Annotated in this window: 20 protein-coding genes; 11 read left to right on the top strand and 9 right to left on the bottom strand. The window is 70.1% G+C overall.

The window, feature by feature from the left end; genetic code table 11:
• Positions 1-195: 195 nt before the first annotated feature.
• Complete coding sequence (locus AAD027_RS17245) at positions 196-768, top strand: LON peptidase substrate-binding domain-containing protein (protein ID WP_341727270.1); 573 nt, start codon at positions 196-198, stop codon at positions 766-768.
• A gap of 96 nt (positions 769-864) precedes the next feature.
• On the opposite strand, the gene AAD027_RS17240 is transcribed toward AAD027_RS17245, so the two are convergent.
• The gene (locus AAD027_RS17240) at positions 865-2,868 is read right to left on the bottom strand and encodes a bifunctional DedA family/phosphatase PAP2 family protein (RefSeq protein ID WP_341727269.1); all 2,004 of its coding nucleotides are present in this window, start codon (positions 2,866-2,868) and stop codon (positions 865-867) included.
• Between the two features lie 64 nt (positions 2,869-2,932).
• Here AAD027_RS17240 and AAD027_RS17235 point away from each other — a divergent pair, with 64 nt between their 5' ends.
• The 4 genes from AAD027_RS17235 (at position 2,933) to AAD027_RS17220 (ending at position 5,420) form a co-directional block, all read left to right on the top strand.
• Positions 2,933-3,595, top strand: a complete 663-nt coding sequence (locus AAD027_RS17235; RefSeq protein ID WP_341727268.1) for a protein kinase family protein — start codon at positions 2,933-2,935, stop codon at positions 3,593-3,595.
• A gap of 148 nt (positions 3,596-3,743) precedes the next feature.
• Positions 3,744-4,562 (top strand): SDR family oxidoreductase, encoded by an 819-nt coding sequence (locus AAD027_RS17230; protein WP_341727267.1) that lies wholly within the window; start codon positions 3,744-3,746, stop codon positions 4,560-4,562.
• Positions 4,559-5,029: an HIT family protein gene (locus AAD027_RS17225; RefSeq protein ID WP_341727266.1), complete on the top strand. Its 471-nt coding sequence runs from the start codon at positions 4,559-4,561 to the stop codon at positions 5,027-5,029. The genes AAD027_RS17230 and AAD027_RS17225 overlap by 4 nt, the downstream gene beginning before the upstream one ends.
• The gene (locus tag AAD027_RS17220; protein WP_341727265.1) at positions 5,013-5,420 is read left to right on the top strand and encodes a DoxX family protein; all 408 of its coding nucleotides are present in this window, start codon (positions 5,013-5,015) and stop codon (positions 5,418-5,420) included. The genes AAD027_RS17225 and AAD027_RS17220 overlap by 17 nt, the downstream gene beginning before the upstream one ends.
• A gap of 26 nt (positions 5,421-5,446) precedes the next feature.
• Here AAD027_RS17220 and AAD027_RS17215 read toward each other — a convergent pair whose 3' ends face one another.
• Positions 5,447-6,583 (bottom strand): trans-sulfuration enzyme family protein, encoded by a 1,137-nt coding sequence (locus tag AAD027_RS17215; protein WP_341727264.1) that lies wholly within the window; start codon positions 6,581-6,583, stop codon positions 5,447-5,449.
• Positions 6,584-6,672: 89 nt separating this feature from the next.
• Here AAD027_RS17215 and AAD027_RS17210 point away from each other — a divergent pair, with 89 nt between their 5' ends.
• From AAD027_RS17210 to AAD027_RS17200, 3 genes are all read left to right on the top strand, one after another.
• On the top strand, positions 6,673-7,110 hold the full coding sequence (locus tag AAD027_RS17210) for a VOC family protein (RefSeq protein ID WP_341727263.1): 438 nt from the start codon (positions 6,673-6,675) through the stop codon (positions 7,108-7,110).
• A gap of 128 nt (positions 7,111-7,238) precedes the next feature.
• Entirely contained in the window at positions 7,239-7,775 is a 537-nt protein-coding gene (locus tag AAD027_RS17205; protein WP_341727262.1) for a cysteine hydrolase family protein, read from the top strand.
• Positions 7,776-7,869: 94 nt separating this feature from the next.
• Positions 7,870-9,102 carry an acetylornithine transaminase gene (locus AAD027_RS17200; RefSeq protein ID WP_341727261.1) on the top strand — a complete coding sequence of 411 codons (1,233 nt, stop codon included), beginning with the start codon at positions 7,870-7,872 and terminating at the stop codon, positions 9,100-9,102.
• 324 nt (positions 9,103-9,426) lie between these two features.
• Here the strand turns inward: AAD027_RS17200 and AAD027_RS17195 are convergent, their stop codons facing one another.
• Positions 9,427-11,778, bottom strand: coding sequence for a TonB-dependent receptor (locus tag AAD027_RS17195; protein WP_341727260.1), 2,352 nt, complete (start codon positions 11,776-11,778; stop codon positions 9,427-9,429).
• Positions 11,779-11,935: 157 nt separating this feature from the next.
• Positions 11,936-12,352, bottom strand: coding sequence for a hypothetical protein (locus AAD027_RS17190; protein WP_341727259.1), 417 nt, complete (start codon positions 12,350-12,352; stop codon positions 11,936-11,938).
• A 181-nt stretch (positions 12,353-12,533) separates the two neighbouring features.
• On the opposite strand from AAD027_RS17190, the gene AAD027_RS17185 reads away from it, so the two are divergent.
• On the top strand, positions 12,534-13,214 hold the full coding sequence (locus AAD027_RS17185; RefSeq protein WP_341727258.1) for a Fe2+-dependent dioxygenase: 681 nt from the start codon (positions 12,534-12,536) through the stop codon (positions 13,212-13,214).
• A complete protein-coding gene (locus AAD027_RS17180; protein WP_341727257.1) occupies positions 13,211-14,323 on the top strand; it encodes an alpha-hydroxy acid oxidase in 1,113 nt (370 codons plus the stop codon). The genes AAD027_RS17185 and AAD027_RS17180 overlap by 4 nt, the downstream gene beginning before the upstream one ends.
• A gap of 326 nt (positions 14,324-14,649) precedes the next feature.
• Here the strand turns inward: AAD027_RS17180 and AAD027_RS17175 are convergent, their stop codons facing one another.
• The 3 genes from AAD027_RS17175 to thiE all read right to left on the bottom strand — a co-directional run bounded on the left by AAD027_RS17175 (position 14,650) and on the right by thiE (position 17,345).
• A complete protein-coding gene (locus AAD027_RS17175; RefSeq protein ID WP_341727256.1) occupies positions 14,650-15,267 on the bottom strand; it encodes an HAD-IA family hydrolase in 618 nt (205 codons plus the stop codon).
• The gene (gene hemL, locus AAD027_RS17170; protein ID WP_341727255.1) at positions 15,264-16,556 is read right to left on the bottom strand and encodes a glutamate-1-semialdehyde 2,1-aminomutase; all 1,293 of its coding nucleotides are present in this window, start codon (positions 16,554-16,556) and stop codon (positions 15,264-15,266) included. The genes AAD027_RS17175 and hemL overlap by 4 nt, the downstream gene beginning before the upstream one ends.
• A 141-nt stretch (positions 16,557-16,697) precedes the next feature.
• Complete coding sequence (thiE, locus tag AAD027_RS17165) at positions 16,698-17,345, bottom strand: thiamine phosphate synthase (RefSeq protein WP_341727254.1); 648 nt, start codon at positions 17,343-17,345, stop codon at positions 16,698-16,700.
• A 65-nt stretch (positions 17,346-17,410) separates the two neighbouring features.
• On the opposite strand from thiE, the gene AAD027_RS17160 reads away from it, so the two are divergent.
• Entirely contained in the window at positions 17,411-17,605 is a 195-nt protein-coding gene (locus tag AAD027_RS17160; RefSeq protein ID WP_341727272.1) for a rubredoxin, read from the top strand.
• A gap of 311 nt (positions 17,606-17,916) precedes the next feature.
• Here AAD027_RS17160 and AAD027_RS17155 read toward each other — a convergent pair whose 3' ends face one another.
• Both AAD027_RS17155 and AAD027_RS17150 read right to left on the bottom strand, forming a co-directional pair.
• Positions 17,917-18,765 (bottom strand): SirB1 family protein, encoded by an 849-nt coding sequence (locus AAD027_RS17155; protein ID WP_341727253.1) that lies wholly within the window; start codon positions 18,763-18,765, stop codon positions 17,917-17,919.
• A 38-nt stretch (positions 18,766-18,803) separates the two neighbouring features.
• Complete coding sequence (locus AAD027_RS17150; RefSeq protein ID WP_341727252.1) at positions 18,804-19,253, bottom strand: DUF192 domain-containing protein; 450 nt, start codon at positions 19,251-19,253, stop codon at positions 18,804-18,806.
• Positions 19,254-19,260 lie beyond the last annotated feature (7 nt).

Here is a 19,260-nt window from a genome sequence, read left to right as displayed (position 1 = left end):
GAAGTTTGCTACCGCTTCAACCACCGCCAGCAGGATCTCAAACCCCTGCTTTTCAGGCTTTTGAAGGCCACTTCGATCCAGGAAATGCGGCCCATTCTGGTCCGGAAAGCTTAGGAATTACCTAAAAACCAGCCCCGGTACCTTTTGCAGTTAGCCTGTCGGGGCCCGAACCCTTTCCACGGAATCGTCGCCGCAATGGTCGAAACCCTGCCGCTGTTCCCGCTGCACACCGTGCTGATGCCCGGCGCCGCCATCGGGTTGCGCGTGTTCGAGCGCCGTTACCTGGACCTTGTGCGCGACTGCGGTCGCAGCGGCGGCGGGTTCGGCGTCTGCCTGATCCTGGAAGGAAGCGAAGTCGGCAAGCCGGCGACGCCGGCGGCCTTCGGTACGGAGGCCGCCATCGAGGATTTCGACACCGGGCCGGATGGATTGCTGACATTGCGCCTGCGCGGCCGCCGCCGTTTCCATGTCAGCCGCACGCGGGTGCGGGACAACGGACTGGTGGTCGCCGACGTGGCGTGGTGTCCGCCCGACCCGGATGACGAACTGCAGCCCGAGCACAGCCTGCTCGCCACCTTGTTGCAGACGCTGCTGGACCAGATCGGCGGCGACCAGCGCGGCCTGTCGCCACGCCTGTTCGAGCAGGCGGCCTGGGTGGGCTGGCGACTGGCGGAAGTGCTGCCGCTATCGCCCGAACAGCGCGTGTCGCTGCTGCAGGAAGACGACCCGCATCGACGCCTGGACCAACTGCTCGGCTGGATCGACTGAGCAGTCATGCTGCCGTAGGAGCGCCCTTGGGCGCGATGCTTTTTAAGGTGGTTGCCGAAGAAAGCAGGAGCATCGCGCCCAAGGGCGCTCCTACATTCAGTGCTCCGCCACGCTTTCCACCGTGCGGATGCGCAGCACCGGCAGGCCGGATTGCGGGTGCGGTGCGATCTGGTGATCCAGCGACTGCGTGGCTTCGGTCACCGCATCCAGTGCGGTGCGGGCTTCGCGCAGCGGGCGCCACAGGCGGATCAGGTTGAATGCGCGCTGCTGTTGCAGCACCTGCGCGCTGCCGATCCACAGCGGCGTGTCGCCGGGTTGCAGGCGCGCATGGGCCGGCCACAGCCGCAGCACCAGCACTTCGCCGGCACGGCCGCCCTTCAGCATCAGCAGGCTTTCGGCGCGCGTATCCAGCGTGGCGGGCAGTATCGGCTGCTGGTCGTCGGGCAGGTCGCTGTCTAGCAGGTTCAGCGCCTCCTGCCAGCCGGCCTGCGGCTGCGCGCGCCAGCCCGCCGCCTCCAGTTTCGCCTGCAAGGGCGCCAGCGGGCCCGCCACCTGCACGTCGAGCGGCCAGCGCTGTTCGTCGTCGAACTCGTTGCGACGTGCGGGCAGGGTCTGCCAGTCCTGCCGCCACCAGTCCTGCAACGCCAGCGTGCGCTCGACCACCGGAGTCTGGAACTGCGCCAGCATCGGTTCGATGTTGCGTGGCGCGTGCCACAGCGCCGCGGCGGCGAACGCGCCATAGAACAGCCAGGCCAGCGGCTTGATCCAGAACGAACGCACCACGCGCCGGCGGTAGGCGATGCCCAGCACCAGCAGCCACACCATGCCGAACAACATGCCGCCGATGATGTCGCTGAGCCAGTGCGCGCCCAGGTAGATGCGGGCGAAGCCGATCAGCGCCACCACCACGCCCGACACCAGGTACGGCCACACGCGGGTGCGTCCCGGCAACTCGCGCGCGATCAGCACCGCGAAGAAGCCGAAGGTGATGGTGGCCATCGTCACCGCGATGGACGGGAAGCCGAAGCCGCTGCTGACGCTGGGCGGCTTGGGGATGTCCACCGACGCCCCCAGCCACGCGGTCAGCGCCAGGCCGAAGGCCAGCGCCGCCAGCCAGTGCGCCGCCGCCATCCAGCGCTTGCGCCAGCACAGGTACAGCAGCACCAGCAGCGAGGCCGGCGCCAGCACCTGCTCGTCGCCCAGCGAGGCGATCGCGGCCAGCGGATAGTCGGCCAGCGGATTGCGCAGCGCCTGCATCAGTTCGTAGACCGCCAGGTCGACCATCAGCGGTTCGCCGTGGCCGATCACGATCATCAGGAAGGCGAACCATACCCAGACGATGGCCAGCAGCACGATGGCCAGCAGCGCCAGCGGCACCGATTCGCGGCGGCGCGGATCGAACAACGCCTCGGTATGCCGCCCCAGCACCGGATGCGCGTGCGACCACGCCAGCGCGCGCGCCAGCAGCGCATCGGCGTGGTCGGCGAACCAGCGGTAGGTATACAGCACCGCGGCCCAGGCCACCGCCAGCACCAGCAACAGCAGTCCCAGCACCAGTCCCAGGCGCCCGGCCACCGCCGCCACCGCGTCGTAGGCGTGGCCGAACACCCAGCCCGGCAACAGGAACAGCGCGGCCCACGATGCCGACGCCAGGCCGCTGGCCAGGAAATAGCGCCGCAGCGGCATCCGCAGCATGCCGGCCACCGCCGGCACGAACGGCCGGATCGGCCCCACGTAGCGCGCCACCAGGATGCTCTTCAGCGCATTGCGCCGGAACAGGGTCTCGCCCCGGTCCAGCAGCTGCGGATACTTGCTGAACGGCCAGGCCTGGCGCAGCCGAGGCCCCCAGCGGTGGCCGATCCAGTAGCTGGTCGCATCGCCGATCAGCGCGCCCAGCGCTGCGCACAGGAGGGCGTAGGGGCCGGATATCTCGCCCAGGCCGATCAGCACGCCCACCGCGAACAGCAGCGGCAGCGCCGGCACGATGGCTCCCAGTATGATCACCGCGTCGCAGAAGGCGATGGCGAAGATCACCAGGCCGGCCGCGATCGGATGTGCGCTGATCCAGGCCAGCAGGGTGTCGAACCAGGAGGAATTCATCCACCGATTATAGGCGGCGGCACATGACCGGCGCCTGCCACTTTCGGCCAAGTAGAATGGCCGCGTGGATACGCAGCCCCCCGTCGAGATCGCCGCGCTGAAGGCCGACAGCTTCGGCCGCATCGCCCTGATGCGCGATGCGCGCGGCGTTTTCGTGCGCCGCGACCTGTCGGCCTCGCCCTGGTGGCTGCGGCTGCCGGCATGGCGGCTGGCGCGGCGCGAGGCGCGCGCCATCGGCCAGTTGGCGGGGCTCGACGCCACCCCGCAACTGTTGGCGTGGGACGGCGTGCGGCTGGACCGAAGCTACCTGGAAGGCGCGGCCATGTACCAGCAACCACCGCGCGGCGACCTGGCCTACTTCCGTGCCGCGCGCCGGTTGTTGCAGCAGGTGCACCGGCGCGGCATCGCGCACAACGACCTGGCCAAGGAAGCCAACTGGCTGGTGCTGGCCGACGGCCGCCCGGCGGTGATCGATTTCCAGCTGGCCGTGCGCGGCGATCCGCGCTCGCGCTGGATGCGGTTGCTGGCGCGCGAGGACCTCCGGCATTTGCTCAAGCACAAGCGCACGTATTGCCCCGAGTCGTTGACGCCGGTGGAGCGGCGCGTGCTGAAACGCCACTCGTGGGTGCGCGATGCGTGGTTCCGCACCGGCAAGCCGGTCTATCGCTTCGTCACCCGCAAGCTGTTGAAATGGGAAGACAATGAAGGGCAGGGGCCTAGGCCTTGACGCCCGGGATTCGGGATTGAGGATTGAGGGTTGAGGATTGTAGGAGCGCCCTCGGGCGCGATGCTCTTGGCGGGATCGTTTGGAAAAGCATCGCGCCCGAGGGCGCTCCTACAATGGTGGCTTGACGAACGCAGGCGCAGGAGCCGACATGAACCTTGCAGGCAAGACCCTCTTCATCACCGGCGCCTCGCGCGGCATCGGCCTGGCCATCGCATTGCGCGCTGCGCGCGACGGCGCCAACGTGGCGATCGCGGCCAAATCGTCGGTGCCCAATCCGAAGCTGCCGGGCACCATCCATACCGCCGCGCAGGCGGTGACGGACGCGGGCGGGCAGGGGCTGGCGCTGAAGTGCGACATCCGCGAGGAGGACGAAGTGCGCGCCGCGATGGCGGCCACCGTGGATGCCTTCGGCGGCATCGACATCCTGGTCAACAACGCCAGCGCGATCTGGCTGGCCGGCGCGTTGGACACGCCGATGAAGCGCTTCGACCTGATGCACCAGGTCAACGCGCGCGGCAGCTTCCTGTGCGCGCAGGCCTGCCTGCCGTACCTCAAGCATGCCGCCAACCCGCACATCCTGACCCTGGCGCCGCCGCCATCGCTGGACCCGAAATGGTGGGCGCCGCACACCGGCTACACGCTGGCGAAGATGGGCATGAGCTTCGTGACGCTGGGCTTGGCCGGCGAGTTCGGCCCGCAGGGCATCGCGGTCAACGCGCTGTGGCCGCGCACCATCATCGCCACCGATGCCTTGAACATGATCCCCGGCGTGGAGATACCGCGCTGCCGCACGCCGCAGATCGTCGCCGATGCCGCGCACGCGGTGCTGGTACGGGAAGCGAAAGGTTTCCATGGCCGCTTCCTGATCGACGAGGACGTGCTGCGCGAGGCCGGCGTCAGCGATTTCGCGCCGTATGCGGTGGACGCGTCGCAGCCGTTGTTGCCGGACCTGTTCCTCGATCCGTGAGCGCGGACTGCCCGTTCTGCGCCATCGTGGCCGGCAAGGCGCCGGCCAGCCGGGTGGCCGAGAGTCCGGGTGCCGTCGCCTTCATGGACCTGCGCCAGCCGGTCCCGGGCCATGTGCTGGTCGTTCCGCGCGAGCACGTGGAAACGATCTACGACCTGCCACCCGACATCGCCGCCGACCTGATGCGGCTGGCGGTGCGCGTGGCCAACGCATTGCGGGCGCTGCACGATCCGCCCGGGCTCAACCTGTGGCAGTCCAACGGCGATGCCGGCGGCCAGGAAGTGCCGCACGTCCACCTGCACGTGCAGCCGCGCCGGCACCGCGACGGCCTGTTCCGCCTGTATCCCCATGGCCTGCCTTCACCCGTGCCGCGCGATGCGCTGGATACGATGGCCGCCGCGCTGCGCGCGCAGCTTGGCCCGCCCTCTGATCCGCACGAGGAAAGACACGATGGCACCCTCACGTGATGCTTCCACCCGCCAGGCGCTGGCGTTCGTCCGCGTGGCATTGGCCGTACTGCTGTTCATCCATGGCGTGGCGCGCGTGCTGGCGGACGGGGTGACGCCGTTCGGTGCGTTCCTGGATTCGCGTGGTTTCCCATGGGGCTTGGGCATCGCGTGGTTCGTGACCGTGTTCGAACTGGTCGCCGCCCCGGTGTTCGCGTGGGGCCGCTGGGTCGCGCCGATCGCGCTGGTGTTCAGCGCCATCTACGCCTGCGGCATCTGGCTGGTGCATGCGCCGGCCGGCTGGTTCGTCGTCGGGCTGGGCCGCAACGGTGCCGAATACAGCGTGCTGATCCTGGCCTGCCTGCTGGCCAACGCCTGGGCGCATCGCCCCCGCGCGTCCGTCCTCGACTGACGCTCGGTCGCCCGTCGTGGCCGCTTCTATCGCGCGTCCAATGCCTGCGCCAGGTCGTCGATCAGGTCCTGCGGGTCCTCCAGGCCGATGGAAAGGCGCAGCAGTCCGCGCGGCGACACCACGCGCGGTTCCTCGATCGAGGCGCGGTGCTCGACCAGCGACTCGGTCGATCCCAGCGAGGTCGCGTTGACGAACAGGCGCAGACGACCGGCGACTTCCAGTGCCGCGGCGCCGTCGGCGACCTCGAACGACAGCATGCCGCCGAAGCCGCCGCGCATCTGCCGCGCCGCCACGGCGTGCATCGGATGCGTCTCCAGGCCCGGATAGTGGACCTCCCGCGCGCGCGGGTGCGCCTCCAGGAAGCGTGCCACCACCAGCGCATTGCGGCAGTGGCGCTCGACCCTCACCGGCAGCGTGCGCAGGCCGCGCAGCACCAGCCAGGCCGACAGCGGCGAGGCGGTGTTGCCGGTGAAGCGGCGCAACTCGTTGCAGGCCGCGGCGAAGTCGTCGTCGGCCGCGAAGGCCAGCGATCCGCCCATCGCATCGCCGTGCCCGTTGAGGTACTTGGTGGCCGAGTGCAATACGATGTCCGCGCCCAGCGCCAGCGGCTGCTGCAGCACCGGCGTGGCGAAGGTGCCGTCCACCAGCAGGCGGGCGCCGGCGGCGTGCGCGATGTCCGCCAGCGCGACGATGTCGCAGACCTTCAGCAGCGGATTGGAAGGGGTTTCCGCCCACAGCAGGCGGGTATCGGCGGTGATGGCCGCGCGCACCGCGTCCAGGTCGGTCATGTCGACCACGCGATGGCGCACGCCCCATCGCGGCAGCCATTTCTCGCTGATCGCGCGATAGCCGAAGTAGGTGTCGCCGGCGATCAGCAACTCGCTGCCGGGCGGCAGGGCCTGCATCGCCGCGGTGCCGGCGGCCATGCCGGTGGCGAAGAACAGTGCCCTGGCCGCGCCGTCCAGTGCGGCCAGGGCTTCCTCCACCTGCCGCTGGTTGGGATTGTCGTAACGCTGGTACAGGTAGCCCAGCGGCGTCCGCGCGTCGGGCGTGTGCTCGAAGGTGGTGGCCAGCTGCAACGGCGGCGCCAGCGCGCCGTTGACGGGATCGGGATCGACGCCGGCATGCGCGGCGAGCGTGTCGAAGCGGAGCGGACGGGTCATCTCTGCGAACCTGGGAGTGAGGCACCATAATGCCAGCCTGCGGCCTGCGCGCCGCGGCTCCCTCGCCACACCGCCACCGGACCCCCGCCATGAAATACCTGCACGCCATGATCCGCGTCCACGACCTGGACGCCACCGGGAGATTCTTCACCGAAGGCCTGGGCCTGACCGAAACGCGGCGGATGGAGAACGCGCAAGGCCGGTTCACCCTGGTCTACTACGGTGCGCCGGCCAATCCCGAGGCCGAGATCGAGCTGACGTACAACTGGCCGCCGGAAGACGGCTCGCCGCCCGAGGACTACGGCAGCGCGCGCAACTTCGGCCACCTGGCCTTCGAGGTGGACGACATCTACGCCACCTGCGCGCACCTGCAGTCGCAGGGCATCGCCATCAACCGGCCGCCGCGCGACGGTCGCATGGCCTTCGTGCGCACGCCGGACCTGATCTCCATCGAACTGTTGCAGAAGGGCGAGCGCTTGCCGCCGCAGGAGCCGTGGCTGTCGATGCCCAATACCGGCAGTTGGTAGCGGGCGATGGCCTGCTCGCGGCACAGGACGCGCGCCGAAGGCCAGGTGAACGGAGTGCGACCCCGTACCTTGGCAGTGCGCCGGGGATGAGGGAAGCTGGCGGCCTGCCTCCCTTCCGCAGGTGACCGATGAACCTCGCCCTGGTCGTGATCGATGTGCAGCGTGGCCTGTTCGAGACCGAACCCGCGCCGGCGGAGGCCGGCGCGGTGGTGGCGCGCATCAATGGACTCTCGGCGCGGGCGCACCAGGCCGGCGTGCCGGTGATCTTCGTGCAGCACGAGGACGATGGCGACCTGGCGCCGGATTCCAGAGGCTGGGCGCTGCATCCCACGCTGGACGTGCAGCCGGGCGACCACCGCATCCGCAAGACCACGCCGGATGCGTTCCTGCGCACCGGGCTGGACGAAGTGCTGTCGTTCTGCGGTGTGGAGGGCGTGGTGCTGTGCGGCTACGCCACCGAGTTCTGCGTGGACACCACCACGCGCAGCGCGGCGGCGCACGGCTACCACGTGGTGCTGGCGGCCGACGCCCACACCACCCACGACAAGCCGCACGCCGACGCCGCGCGGATCCGCGCGCACCACAACGCCACGCTGCCGGCCATCCGCAGCTTCGGCCCGAGCATCCGCGCGTTGCCGTCGGCGGAGATCGCGTTCGCCGGCTGACGGCGCGTCCCGGGGCATATGCTGCGGTGCCCGGTGGCCTGGCCGGCGCGATCGGCGACAATGACAGGCTGATCCTGCCGCCCGAGCCGCCGCCATGAGCGCCATCGCCACGTCCGACCTGCTGGCCAACGGCCAGCGCTACTACCTCCCCGTCTACCGCCCGCGCGACGTCGTGCTGGAGCGCGGGCAGGGCGCGCGCGTCTGGGACAGCGAGGGCCGCGAGTACGTCGACCTGTCCGCCGGCATCGCCGTCTGCGGACTGGGCCACAACGACCCGGACCTGGTCGCCGCGCTGACCGAACAGGCCGGCAGGCTGTGGCACACCAGCAACGTCTTCTACAGCGAACCGCCGCTGCGGCTGGCGGAGGAACTGGTGGGCGCCTCGCGCTTCGCCGAGCGCGTGTTCCTGTGCAACTCCGGCGCCGAGGCCAACGAGGCCGCGATCAAGCTGGTGCGCAAGTGGGCCGCCTCGCAGGGGCGCGCGCCGGACCAGCGCGTCATCGTGACCTTCCGCGGCAGCTTCCACGGCCGCACGCTGGCCACGGTCACCGCCACCGCGCAGCCGAAGTACCAGGAAGGCTACGAGCCGCTGCCCGCCGGTTTCCGCTACGTCGACTTCAACGACCTGACCCAGCTGGAGATCGCCATGTCCTGCGGCGACGTGGCCGCGGTGATGGTGGAACCGGTGCAGGGCGAAGGCGGCGTGATGCCGGCCGCGTCCGGCTTCCTCAGCGCGGTGCGCGGGCTGTGCGACCACCATGGCGCGCTGCTGGTGCTGGACGAGATCCAGGCCGGCATGGGCCGCACCGGCACGCTGTTCGCGCACTGGCAGGACGGCGTGACGCCGGACATCGTGACGCTGGCCAAGGCGCTGGGCGGCGGCTTCCCGATCGGCGCGATGCTGGCCGGGCCCAAGGTGGCCGAGGTGATGCAGTTCGGCGCGCACGGCACCACCTTCGGCGGCAACCCGCTGGCCGCGGCGGTGGCGCGGGTGGCGCTGCGCAAGCTGGCCTCGCCGCAGATCGCCAACAACGTGGCGCGCCAGTCGGCGGCGTTGCGCAAGGGGCTGGACGCGATCGACGCGGAGTTGAACCTGTTCGCACAGGTACGCGGCCGCGGCCTGATGCTGGGCGCGGTGCTGAGGCCCGAATACGCTGGCCGTGCCGGCGAGATCCTCGACCATGCCGCCGCCCACGGCCTGTTGCTGCTGCAGGCCGGCCCCGACGTGCTGCGTTTCGTGCCGGCGCTGAACATCTCCGACGAGGAAATCGCCGAGGGCCTGAGGCGCCTGCATGCCGCGTTGCGCGAGTTCGTGGCCCGCCCGTAGGAGGCCTTGTGGGAGCGACGTCAGTCGCGACGGCTATCCGCAAGGACCGCGACGCGGATTGAAGCGGATGGAGACGACTGGAAGGCGACATCCCGGTTCGGGTCGCTGGCCGTCGGGAGGTTCCATTGAAGCGGTCCGTGTTCTTGCAGCCGACGGCATGCATTGCCTTGTCGCGACTTACGTCGCTCCCACAGGTCGCTACCATGGGTTGGGCGCATCCCGCACGGTGGCATCCGCCTTGAAGCGGCAAAAAAGAACCCCGGATGCCTGGGCATCCGGGACGGGTGGGGCGCGCGTCGGAGAGAGCAACGGCGACCCGGGGACTCACCAGAACCGGAAGTCGGCGCTGAGCAGGTACGAACGCGCCGGGCCGAGGAAGGCGCGACTCATCGCCCAGTTCGCCGACGTGGCGTAGGTCTCGTCGGTGACGTTGTCGATGTTCAGGCGCAGCGCGAACTTCTCGTTGAACTGGTACGACGCCATCAGGTTGCCGACGGTGTAGCCGGGCAGCTTGCCCCAGCGGCCATTGGGGATCAGGCGGTCGGCATCGTCCGGGCGGCCGGCCCAGGAGTCGCCGACGTGCTGCACGCCACCGCCGATCGTGAAGCCGTTGCCGAAGGCGTAGGTCGTCCACAGGTTGGCCGAGCGCTTCGGGGTGAACGCCAGTTCGTCGCCGTCCACGCCGCCGGACCCGGCGACGATGGCGGCGCAGTCGGCGACCGTGGCGCCGGCGACGTAGTCGGTCGGGGCGGCGGTGCAGCGGGCGGCGTCGAGGTATTCGCCCAGTTCGCGCTCGCTGTCCAGGAACACGGCGCCGGCGAACACCGTCCAGGCGTCGGTGATCCGGCCGACCGCGCTCAGTTCGACGCCGCGCACGATCTGCTTGCCGTAGCCGCGCAGCACTTCCGGACTGCTGGCCACGCCCGGCTCCTTGCCGGTGATCGCCACGCCGCGGCGCTGGGTATTGAACAGCGCCGCGCTGGTGCTCAGGCGGTCGTCGAAGAAGTCCCACTTCACGCCGATCTCGTGGCTGACCGCGCGCTGCGGCTTGGCCGCCTCGTTATTCTGGCCGACCAGCCCGGGGAAAGTGTTGACGCCTTCGCGCGAGATGTCCGGGTTGGACAGGTAGTTGCCCGGCGGCAGCGTGGCGATGTTGACCGAGGCGTACAGGCTGCCGTTCTCGGTGGGCTTGAACACCAGGCCCAGCTTGCCGCCCAGGGTGGTCTCGCCGACCTCGTAGCCGTCCGGGCCCTGCGGGCTGTCGTCAGCGTTCCTGCTGGCGATCTCCACCTCGTAGCGCTCCGCGCGCAGGCCGCCGGTCAGCTGCCAGTGCTCGTTGAACTCGACGGTGTCGTAGACGTAGGCGGCGACGGTGTCGATCTTCACCCGGCTGGTCTGCACCGGCGCGATCTTGCCTTGCACCGCCCGCAGGTAGTCGGGGTCGAGCACGCTGGTGGCGGGCTGGGTGATGGTGGGGAAGCGGTCGCTCTCGCTCTCCTCGCGGGTGAACTCCAGGCCGGCGGACAGCGTGTGGCTCAATGCGCCGGTGCCGAAGCGGGCGCTGAGGTTGGTCAGGTTGGCGAAGCCGGTGTTCTCGCGGCTGAAGAACTGGGTTTGGGTGCCCACCAGTTGCGTGGCCGGCGTGTAGCCGGTGGGCACGGTGTAGCCGGCGTCGCGGCTGGTTTCCGTCCAGCGGGTCAGGTTGCTGATCGATACCGCCGGCGAGAAGTCGTGCTCGATGCGCGCGCTGATCGATGTGGTGGTGTTGTCGTCGTAGTCCGACTTCAGGCCGTAGAAATTGTCCGTGTCCGCACGCGCGGCGTCGGCGTTGTAGTTGACGGTGCCCTCGACCATCGCGCCCGGCACACCCCAGTCGGGCCGGCCGCTCTGGCTCACGTACTGCGCGGCGAGGGTGAGGCGGGTGTCGGTACCCAGGCCGAAGGCCAGCGACGGCGCGATGCCGAAGGCGTCGCTCTCGACGTGCTCGCGGCCGGCGACGCCACCGGTCTTGGCCAGCAGGTTCAGGCGCAGCGCGCTGGTTTCGCCGATCTGGTTGTTCAGGTCGATGGTGGTGCGCACGCGGCCGTCGGCGTCGGTGGCGTCGGCGCCGAAGCTGGCGGTGCCCCGCGCGAAGTAGCCCAACTGCGGGGCCTTGGTGACCAGGTTGACGTAGCCGCCCAGGCCGCCGCGGCCGTTGTCGGCGGCCGGCCCCTTCGCCACTTCCACCTGCTCGATGTTGAACACGTCGCGGGCGTAGTTGCCCGAGTCGCGCACGCCGTCGATGAAGATGCTGCCGCTGGTGTCGAAGCCGCGCAGGCTGAAGTTGTTGTTGTTCGTGGCGAAGCCGTTCTCGCCGGCGCTGAAGCTGATGCCGGGGGTGTTGCGCAGCACGTCGGTCAGGTTCTGCGCGCCCTGCGCGTTGAACACGTCGGCGGGGACCACCGAGATCGTCTGCGGGGTGTCCAGCAGCGGCGCGGTGAACTTCGGCGAGGAAGCCTTCTCTACCGCTTCGCCGACCACTTCCACCGGATCGAAGGTCGGGGTCTTGTCGGCCTGGGCGTCGGCGGCGACTTCGGCAGCAGCCGGCATGGCGACAGCGACCAGCAGGGCGGCGGCCAGCGGCCGGCGGCGGAGTTGGGCGGCGCGCGCGGTGGCGTGGAGGGTGCGAGATGTCATGGTGTTCCCCATAGAGGTGTTGGAAATCGATAGGAGGCGGGAGAGCCGTGCGCGGCCGGGTGCTGCGGCGCGTGCGGCGGCTTGCCTGGGAGAGCGGGAAGATCCGGTTTCGCGGCGGCGTGCGGCTCGGGCCGCGCGCCGGGAGGACGGGCGTGAATCAGCCGGCGAAGCGGTGCGGCGGTGCGCGGCTGCGTTGCGTTTGCCGCGGCGGGTCGGAAGGCGGGCGGGCGGCGAAGCGCGGCGAACCGAGGCGATGCGGCGGGAGCGCCGCGACATCGGATGCGCGCACGACCGATGCGGCCGTGCGGAGGATGTCGGCCTTGGGCGCGGTCGGCATGCGCACCAGCCGGCGCAGCTTGGCTTCGTCCGGCAGCCCGTTGCGGGCGGGGGACTGGGGCGTGTCGCGGGTGCTGGATTCGCTGTACCCGATCGCCGTCGGCGAGGTGTCGGCCGGCATTCCCGCCAGCAGCATCAGGCATACCGCCAGCGCGCCCGCCATGGACACGCCGATCCGCCGCCAGATCGCGAGCGATCCGGCCCGGGCGAGGCCAGGGCAAGGGAGGTGTGGCGCCATGTCGGGAATCCGGGCGGTGGGATACTGCGGCTGTTAATGTAATCGATAATGATTATCATTGCCAGAATTTGAGCAAGTCTACGGCGGCCGGGCGTGCACGGGCGGGTACCGCAGGCACCCCGCCAGCCAGTAGGCTTGGCGGCTGCCGCCCCGATGCGACGATGCCAAGGCCTTCCGATCCATGATGCTGACCATCCCCGACGTGCTGGACCCGCAACAGGTCCGGCAATGCCGCCAGGCGCTGGAACAGGCCGACTGGACCGACGGCCGCGCCACCGCCGGGCACCTGGCGATCAAGGCCAAGCGCAACCTGCAACTGCCGGCCGACAGCCCGGTGGCCGCCCGCATCGGCGACCTGATCCTTGACGTGCTGGGGCGGACGCCGCGCTACCTGGCGGCGGCGCTGCCGCTGAAGGTGGTGCCGCCGCGCTTCAACCGCTACGAGGGCGGCGGCGAATACGGCAACCACGTGGACAACGCCGTCTTCAGCGTGCCGGGCACGCCGCACCGCATCCGCAGCGACGTGTCCTCCACCCTGTTCTTCAGCGACCCGGACGAATACGACGGCGGCGAACTGATCGTGCAGGACACCTACGGCGAGCATCGGGTCAAGCTGCCCGCCGGGCACCTGGTGCTGTATCCGGGCACCAGCCTGCACCGGGTGACGCCGGTGACGCGCGGCACGCGCTACGCCGCGTTCTTCTGGACCCAGAGCCTGGTGCGCGAGGACAGCCAGCGCAGCCTGCTGCTGGAGCTGGACGACGCCATCCAGGCGCTCACGCAGCAGGTGCCCGACAGCCCGGAGCTGTCGCGCCTGACCGGCGTGTACCACAACCTGCTGCGGCGCTGGTCGCAGACATGACGCCGCTGCCGCCGCTGGCCCAGATCCCGCCGCAGATCGCGGCGGTGGCCGATTACGAGACCTATGCGCGCGAACGCATGTCGCCCGCCGCCTGGGCGTATTTCAGCGGCGGCGCGGCCGACGAACTGACCCTGCGCGACAACGTGGAGGCCTTCCAGCGCCTGAAGCTGCAAGGCCGCGTGCTGCGCGAGGTGGTCGGCGGGGATACCCGGCTGTCGCTGCTGGGCGAAGAGTTCGATTACCCCATCCTGCTGGCGCCGGTGGCGTTCCAGACGCTGGCGCACCGCGACGGCGAGCTGGCCGCCGTGGTGGGCGCCTCGGCGATGAAGGCCGGCATGGTGGTCAGCACCCAGTCCGGCATCACCCTGGAAGAGATCGCGCAGGCAGCGCAGACCCGGCTGTGGTTCCAGTTGTACCTGCAACCGGACCGCGACTTCACCGCCGAACTGGCGAAGCGCGCCGAGGCCGCCGGCTACCGCGCGCTGGTGGTCACCGTGGACGCGCCGGTGAACGGTGCGCGCAACCGCGAGCAGCGCGCGGGCTTCGCGCTGCCGGCGGGCGTGGAAGCGGCCAACCTGCGCGGCCTGCACGTGCCCCCGCAGACCGCCACGGCCGGCGGCAGCCCCCTGTTCGGGACGGCGCTGCTGGACCACGCGCCGACCTGGCGCGACGTGGCCTGGCTGCGTTCGACCACTTCGCTGCCGATCGTGCTGAAGGGAGTGATGTCGGCCGACGATGCGGCGGCGGCGGTCGAGGCCGGCGCGGCGGGCGTGATCGTTTCCAACCACGGCGGCCGCACCCTGGACACGCTGCCGGCGACGATCGACGCCCTGCCCGCGGTCGTGCGGGCGGTCGATGGCCGCATCCCGGTGCTGCTGGACGGCGGCATCCGCCGCGGTACCGACGTGCTGAAGGCGCTGGCACTGGGCGCCGACGCCGTGCTGGTGGGCCGCCCGTACGTGCACGCGCTGGCCAGCGCCGGTGCGGTCGGCGTGGCGCACGTGCTGCACCTGCTGCGCGCGGAACTGGAAATGGCGATGGCGCTGACCGGCTGCCGCACGCTGGCCGACATCGACCGCGGCATACTCTGGAACCCGCCGCCCCTGTAGGAGCGGCTTCAACCGCGACCGGAAGCCATAAAAAAGCTTCAGCCACGGATCGACACGGATCGCATGGATGAAGCGAAGGCTTTATCCGCGTTTGTCCTCATCAATCCGTGGTAGCTCACGATGCATGGCCGTCGGCCGCGCAGGACCGGCCCGCGTCACCCCACCAGGGACGATCAAGCACTGTGGGAGCGACGTCAGTCGCGACTGCGCCACAAGACACCGGGAGTGTCCCAGGAATGAACGCGCCGCCGTGCGGCAGGGTGATGAGCAACTGGTTCTCGGGCCTTCAAGCCGTGCGGTCGCGACTTACGTCGCTCCTACAGGGATCAGGCCAGCCCGTAGCGCTTCAGCACCTTGCCCAGCGAGCGCGCATCGGTGACGGTCTCGGCATGCAGGCCGGCGGCGCGTGCGCCCTGCACGTTGGCGAAGACGTCATCGACGAACAGCGTGCCGGCGGCATCCCAGCCCAGCCGGTCCAACGCGCGCGCGTAGACCGCCGTGTCCGGCTTGCGCACCTTCAGGCCGCCACTGCACAGCACGCGGCCGTCCAGTCGCGGGAACACCGGCGCGACGATGCGCGGAATCGCCTGCGTCATCAGCAGGCCGTTGTTGGTCAGCACGCCCAGTTCCAGCCCGTCGTCGAGCGACTGGACATGCCGCAGCACATCGTCGTCCGCAAGGCTGCCGGCCATCCGCGAACCGATCCACGTCTCGCTGTCGATCGCCGCGCCCAGGCCCTCGCTCAGCCGGCCCAGGTAGGTGTCGGTATCGATCAGGCCGCCGTCGTATTCGGTTTCCAGCCCGGAGGCGAACAGCACCTCGCGCACTTGCTCGTGTCCGGCCTCCGCGTGGCGCGCCAGATGGCCGATGCGCAGTTCGTGCCGGTAATGCGCCAGCACGCCATCGAAATCGAACAGCACCCGGCGGATGCGCGGCGGCGTCATCCGGCCGCCACCACCTTGAACGCCTCGCGCGCGGCGGCCAGCGTGGCGTCGATGACAGCGTCGTCGTGCGCGCTGGACATGAAACCGGCCTCGAACGCCGACGGAGCCAGGTACACGCCGCGCTCCAGCATCGCGTGGAAGAAGCGGTTGAACGCCGCGGTGTCGCAGGCCACGGCCTGCGCGTAGGTATCCACTTGCTGGTCGGTGAAGAACAGGCCGAACATCGCGCCCACGCGGGTGGTGGTCAGCGGCACGCCGGCCTCGCGCGCGGCGGCTTCCATGCCTTCGCAGAGCTTCGCCGTGGCGGCGGCGAGCCGGTCGTGGAAGCCCGGCGCCTGGATCAGTTCCAGCATCGCCAGTCCGGCGGCCATCGCCACCGGGTTGCCGCTCAGCGTGCCGGCCTGGTAGATCGGACCGGCCGGCGCGATCTGCTGCATCAGGTCGCGGCGGCCGCCGTAGGCGCCCACCGGCATGCCGCCGCCGATGATCTTGCCGAAGGTGGTCAGGTCGGGCGTGATGCCGTAGTGCGCCTGCGCGCCGCCCAGCGCCACGCGGAAGCCGGTCATCACCTCGTCGAAGATCAGCAGCGCGCCGTGCTTCGTGCACAGGTCGCGCAGGTGCTGCAGGTAGCCGTCGCGCGGCGGCAGGCAGTTGGCGTTGCCCACCACCGGTTCGATGATCAGGCAGGCGATCTCGCCGCCGATCTCGTCGAACAGCTTCGTCGCGCCCTCGAAATCGTTGTAGCTCAGCGTCGCGGTCAGCTCGCTCAGCCCGGCCGGCACGCCCGGCGAAGTCGGCACGCCCAGCGTCAGCATGCCGCTGCCGGCCTTGACCAGGAACGAATCGCCGTGGCCGTGGTAGCAGCCCTCGAACTTGACGATGCGGTTGCGGCCGGTGGCGCCGCGCGCGAGGCGGATCGCCGACAGCGTGGCCTCGGTGCCGGAGTTGACCATGCGCACCATCTCGCAGGACGGCACCAGCCGGGTGATGGTCTCGGCCATCGTCACCTCGGCCGGGCAGGGTGCGCCGTACGACAGGCCGTCCTGGATGGCGGTCTGCACCGCGTTACGCACCGCCGGATGGTTGTGGCCGGCGATCATCGGCCCCCACGAACCCACGTAGTCGATGTAGCGGTTGCCGTCCACGTCGTGCAGGTAGGCGCCATCGGCGCGCTGCACGAAGAACGGTTCGCCGCCCACCGACTTGAACGCGCGCACCGGTGAGTTGACGCCGCCGGGCAGCAGCGTCCGGGCGCGGGCGAACAGGGCGTGGGACTTTTCGTGGTTCATTGCAATTCCTGTAGGAGCGCCCCATGGGCGCGATGCTTTTTTCTGGATGCCGGGAAGGGCTCGCGGCTGGCCGGCTGTTGCAGGAGGGGCTTCAGCCCCGACCGCTTTTGGCAGCGAAGGCGGTCGGGGCTGAAGCCCCTCCTACAGGGAGTCCAGGTCGAAGCCGCGGCGATAGGCCCGCACCGCCGCCGCCGGGTCCGGCGCATCGAACACGCCGCCGATCACCGCCATCAGGTCGGCGCCGGCCGCGACCAGAGGCCCCATATTGTCCGGGGTTATGCCCCCTATCGCCACCCGCGGCACGCCCAGCGCCGCGGCCTGCGCCAGCAGCGCCGGCGAGGCGCGACGCGTGGTGAGCTTGCTCTGGGTCGGGAAGAAGGCGCCGAACGCCACGTAGCTGGCGCCGGCGGCCACCGCCCGCTGCGCGCGCGCCAGTTCGTCGTAGCACGACGCGCCGACGATGGCCTGCGGGCCCAGCAGCGCGCGCGCGGCGGCGATGTCGCCATCGTCCTCGCCCAGGTGCACGCCGGCCGCGCCCACGGCCTGCGCCAGCGCGACGTCGTCGTTGACGATCAACGGCACGCCCGCTTCCGCGCACAACGCCTGCAGCGCGGCGGCCTGTTGGTGGCGCAGTGCGTCGCCCGCGGTCTTCTGCCGGTACTGCAGCCAGGTCGCGCCGGCCGACAGCAAGGGCGCCACGCGCGCCAGCAGGCGGGCGGTGTCGGGTTCGTCGGGGGTGATCAGGTACAGGCCACGCGGGGCGCCGATGGACGGCGGGACGGGATTCATCGGCAAACTTCCGGTGCGGGGGCGGGAGTGGGACAATGGATGCCCCCTCGAACGCCCATTATCCGATGACCGATGCCACCGCCACCATCTACCGCACCTGGATGTGCGTGGTCTGCGGCTTCATCTACGACGAGGCGGAAGGGCTGCCGGAAGAGGGCATCGCCCCCGGCACGCGCTGGGAAGACATCCCCGACACCTGGACCTGCCCGGACTGCGGCGTGACCAAGGACGATTTCGAGATGGTGGAATTCGACGCGTAAGCCCGGTCGGACTGTGGGAGCGACGTGAGTCGCGACACGATCACCCCGCCCTGCCAGGACAGTGACTTGCCCGCAAGAACGATGAGCCGGCCTTTGGCGGACTTTTTCCTTCTGCCGTGACCCTCCGGTTCGTGGTCTTTTTCTGTCGCGACTCACGTCGCTCCCACAACAGCGGCGTAGGGTGCGCCCTGGCGCACCATGACCGGTGCAAGGCACACCGCGTCGGCGCAGTGGAGTGGAACCAGAGGGGCCGGGCATGGACGGCGCATGCGCGCGGGTCCACAGAAGCGGTGCGCCAGGGCGCACCCTGCTCAATGCATCCGCGACGTGCGCGAGGCGCTGATCTCGACCAGCTGCTCGCGCACGGCGGTGGCATCGTTGGCTTCCGGCGCCAGGTGCAGGTAGCGGGCCAGGTCGTGGCGGGCGCCGGACTGGTAGTCCATCTGCAGGTAGGCCAGCCCGCGGTCGCGCAGGGCCTCGGGCTGGTCGGGCGAGAGCTTCAGCACGCGGTCGGCGCTGCGCGCGGCGCGGTCCCATTCCTCGCGCTCGGCGTACACGCCGTGCAGGTTGCGCAGGGTGCGCACCAGGATGGCGCGGTGCGAGGCGGGGTTGAGGATGTGCAGCAGCGCGTTGTCGTCGGGGATGTCGCCGCCCAGGTGCGGCTTGGCGCGTTCGCGCAGTTCGTCCACGCCCAGCGGGCGGCCGCCGTTGAACGGGTCCATCACCAGCAGGCCGTCGTCCACCGGCAGGCGGACCAGGAAATGACCGGGGAAGGAGACGCCGTCCAGCGGCACGCCCAGCCGCCGCGCGACTTCCATCTGCACCATCGCCAGCGACACCGGATTGCCCAGGCGGCGTTCGAACACCTGGTTCATGTAGCTGTTGCGCGGGTCGTAGTACTCGTCGTGGTTGCCGGTGTAGCCCAGCTCCTCGAACAGGTGGCGGTTGATCGCCGCCATCTTCAGCGGCCACGCCTCGATGGCGTCGATCTCGTGGCGCAGGTGTTCGGCGTAGCTCTGTGCCAGCGTGTCGTACAGGTCGGGGTCGAGATCGGGGTACTCGTCGCGCGCGATCAGCAACGAGGTTTCCAGCAGCGGCACGGTGTCGTCGGCCAAGGCAGCCAACGCATTCCAATCCGGCAATGTCAGTCGATCCCCCATGTCGGGAGAGTGCGACCAATCGCCGCGACAATCAAGTCTCAGCGGACGGGTGGGATGCCTTTGCCGAACCGGAGTTCGGCGCCGTCCTGCAGCTCGAGCCGCGCCGCCTCGCCGGCGTTCAGTTCCAGCACGTAGCGGGCGGGCCGGCCGCTGGGGTAGGACGGGCAGGCGTTGCCGCCGGAGCAGGGCGGGGTGTCGCGCCGCTGCGACACCAGCTTGCGGTCGTCGTCGAAGTACAGGATGTCCAGCGGGATGCGGGTGTTCTTCATCCAGTACGCCTGCGGCTCCTCGCGGTCGTGGATGAACAGCATGCCGGTGCCATCGGCCAGGCGGTCGCGGAACATCAGCCCGCGCGCGCGCTCGGCATCGTCGTCGGCGATCTCCACGCTGAACCGCTCGCCGCCGATCTCCACCCAGGGGTTGCCGGCATTGGCGCACCCGCTCAGCAGCAGGGCCAGGGCGAGCAGGGGCAGGCGGAAAGCGGGCATGGCGGAT

It is taken from the genome of Pseudoxanthomonas putridarboris, assembly GCF_038321125.1.
Taxonomy (GTDB): domain Bacteria; phylum Pseudomonadota; class Gammaproteobacteria; order Xanthomonadales; family Xanthomonadaceae; genus Pseudoxanthomonas_A; species Pseudoxanthomonas_A putridarboris.
Note: the sequence above shows the minus strand (reverse complement) of the source record. Positions and strands in the feature narration are given on the sequence as shown.

Excerpts from the sequence above, each read along its gene's own strand:
- AAD027_RS17190 (WP_341727259.1), bottom strand. The coding sequence starts at position 12,352 with ATGGCGCCACACCTCCCTTGCCCTGGCCTCGCCCGGGCCGGATCGCTC.
- AAD027_RS17240 (WP_341727269.1), bottom strand. The coding sequence starts at position 2,868 with ATGAATTCCTCCTGGTTCGACACCCTGCTGGCCTGGATCAGCGCACAT.
- AAD027_RS17245 (WP_341727270.1), top strand. The coding sequence starts at position 196 with ATGGTCGAAACCCTGCCGCTGTTCCCGCTGCACACCGTGCTGATGCCC.
- AAD027_RS17150 (WP_341727252.1), bottom strand. The coding sequence starts at position 19,253 with ATGCCCGCTTTCCGCCTGCCCCTGCTCGCCCTGGCCCTGCTGCTGAGC.
- thiE (WP_341727254.1), bottom strand. The coding sequence starts at position 17,345 with ATGAATCCCGTCCCGCCGTCCATCGGCGCCCCGCGTGGCCTGTACCTG.
- AAD027_RS17230 (WP_341727267.1), top strand. The coding sequence starts at position 3,744 with ATGAACCTTGCAGGCAAGACCCTCTTCATCACCGGCGCCTCGCGCGGC.
- AAD027_RS17215 (WP_341727264.1), bottom strand. The coding sequence starts at position 6,583 with ATGACCCGTCCGCTCCGCTTCGACACGCTCGCCGCGCATGCCGGCGTC.
- AAD027_RS17175 (WP_341727256.1), bottom strand. The coding sequence starts at position 15,267 with ATGACGCCGCCGCGCATCCGCCGGGTGCTGTTCGATTTCGATGGCGTG.
- AAD027_RS17205 (WP_341727262.1), top strand. The coding sequence starts at position 7,239 with ATGAACCTCGCCCTGGTCGTGATCGATGTGCAGCGTGGCCTGTTCGAG.
- AAD027_RS17195 (WP_341727260.1), bottom strand. The coding sequence starts at position 11,778 with ATGACATCTCGCACCCTCCACGCCACCGCGCGCGCCGCCCAACTCCGC.
- hemL (WP_341727255.1), bottom strand. The coding sequence starts at position 16,556 with ATGAACCACGAAAAGTCCCACGCCCTGTTCGCCCGCGCCCGGACGCTG.
- AAD027_RS17160 (WP_341727272.1), top strand. The coding sequence starts at position 17,411 with ATGACCGATGCCACCGCCACCATCTACCGCACCTGGATGTGCGTGGTC.
- AAD027_RS17220 (WP_341727265.1), top strand. The coding sequence starts at position 5,013 with ATGGCACCCTCACGTGATGCTTCCACCCGCCAGGCGCTGGCGTTCGTC.
- AAD027_RS17180 (WP_341727257.1), top strand. The coding sequence starts at position 13,211 with ATGACGCCGCTGCCGCCGCTGGCCCAGATCCCGCCGCAGATCGCGGCG.
- AAD027_RS17200 (WP_341727261.1), top strand. The coding sequence starts at position 7,870 with ATGAGCGCCATCGCCACGTCCGACCTGCTGGCCAACGGCCAGCGCTAC.
- AAD027_RS17210 (WP_341727263.1), top strand. The coding sequence starts at position 6,673 with ATGAAATACCTGCACGCCATGATCCGCGTCCACGACCTGGACGCCACC.
- AAD027_RS17155 (WP_341727253.1), bottom strand. The coding sequence starts at position 18,765 with ATGGGGGATCGACTGACATTGCCGGATTGGAATGCGTTGGCTGCCTTG.
- AAD027_RS17185 (WP_341727258.1), top strand. The coding sequence starts at position 12,534 with ATGATGCTGACCATCCCCGACGTGCTGGACCCGCAACAGGTCCGGCAA.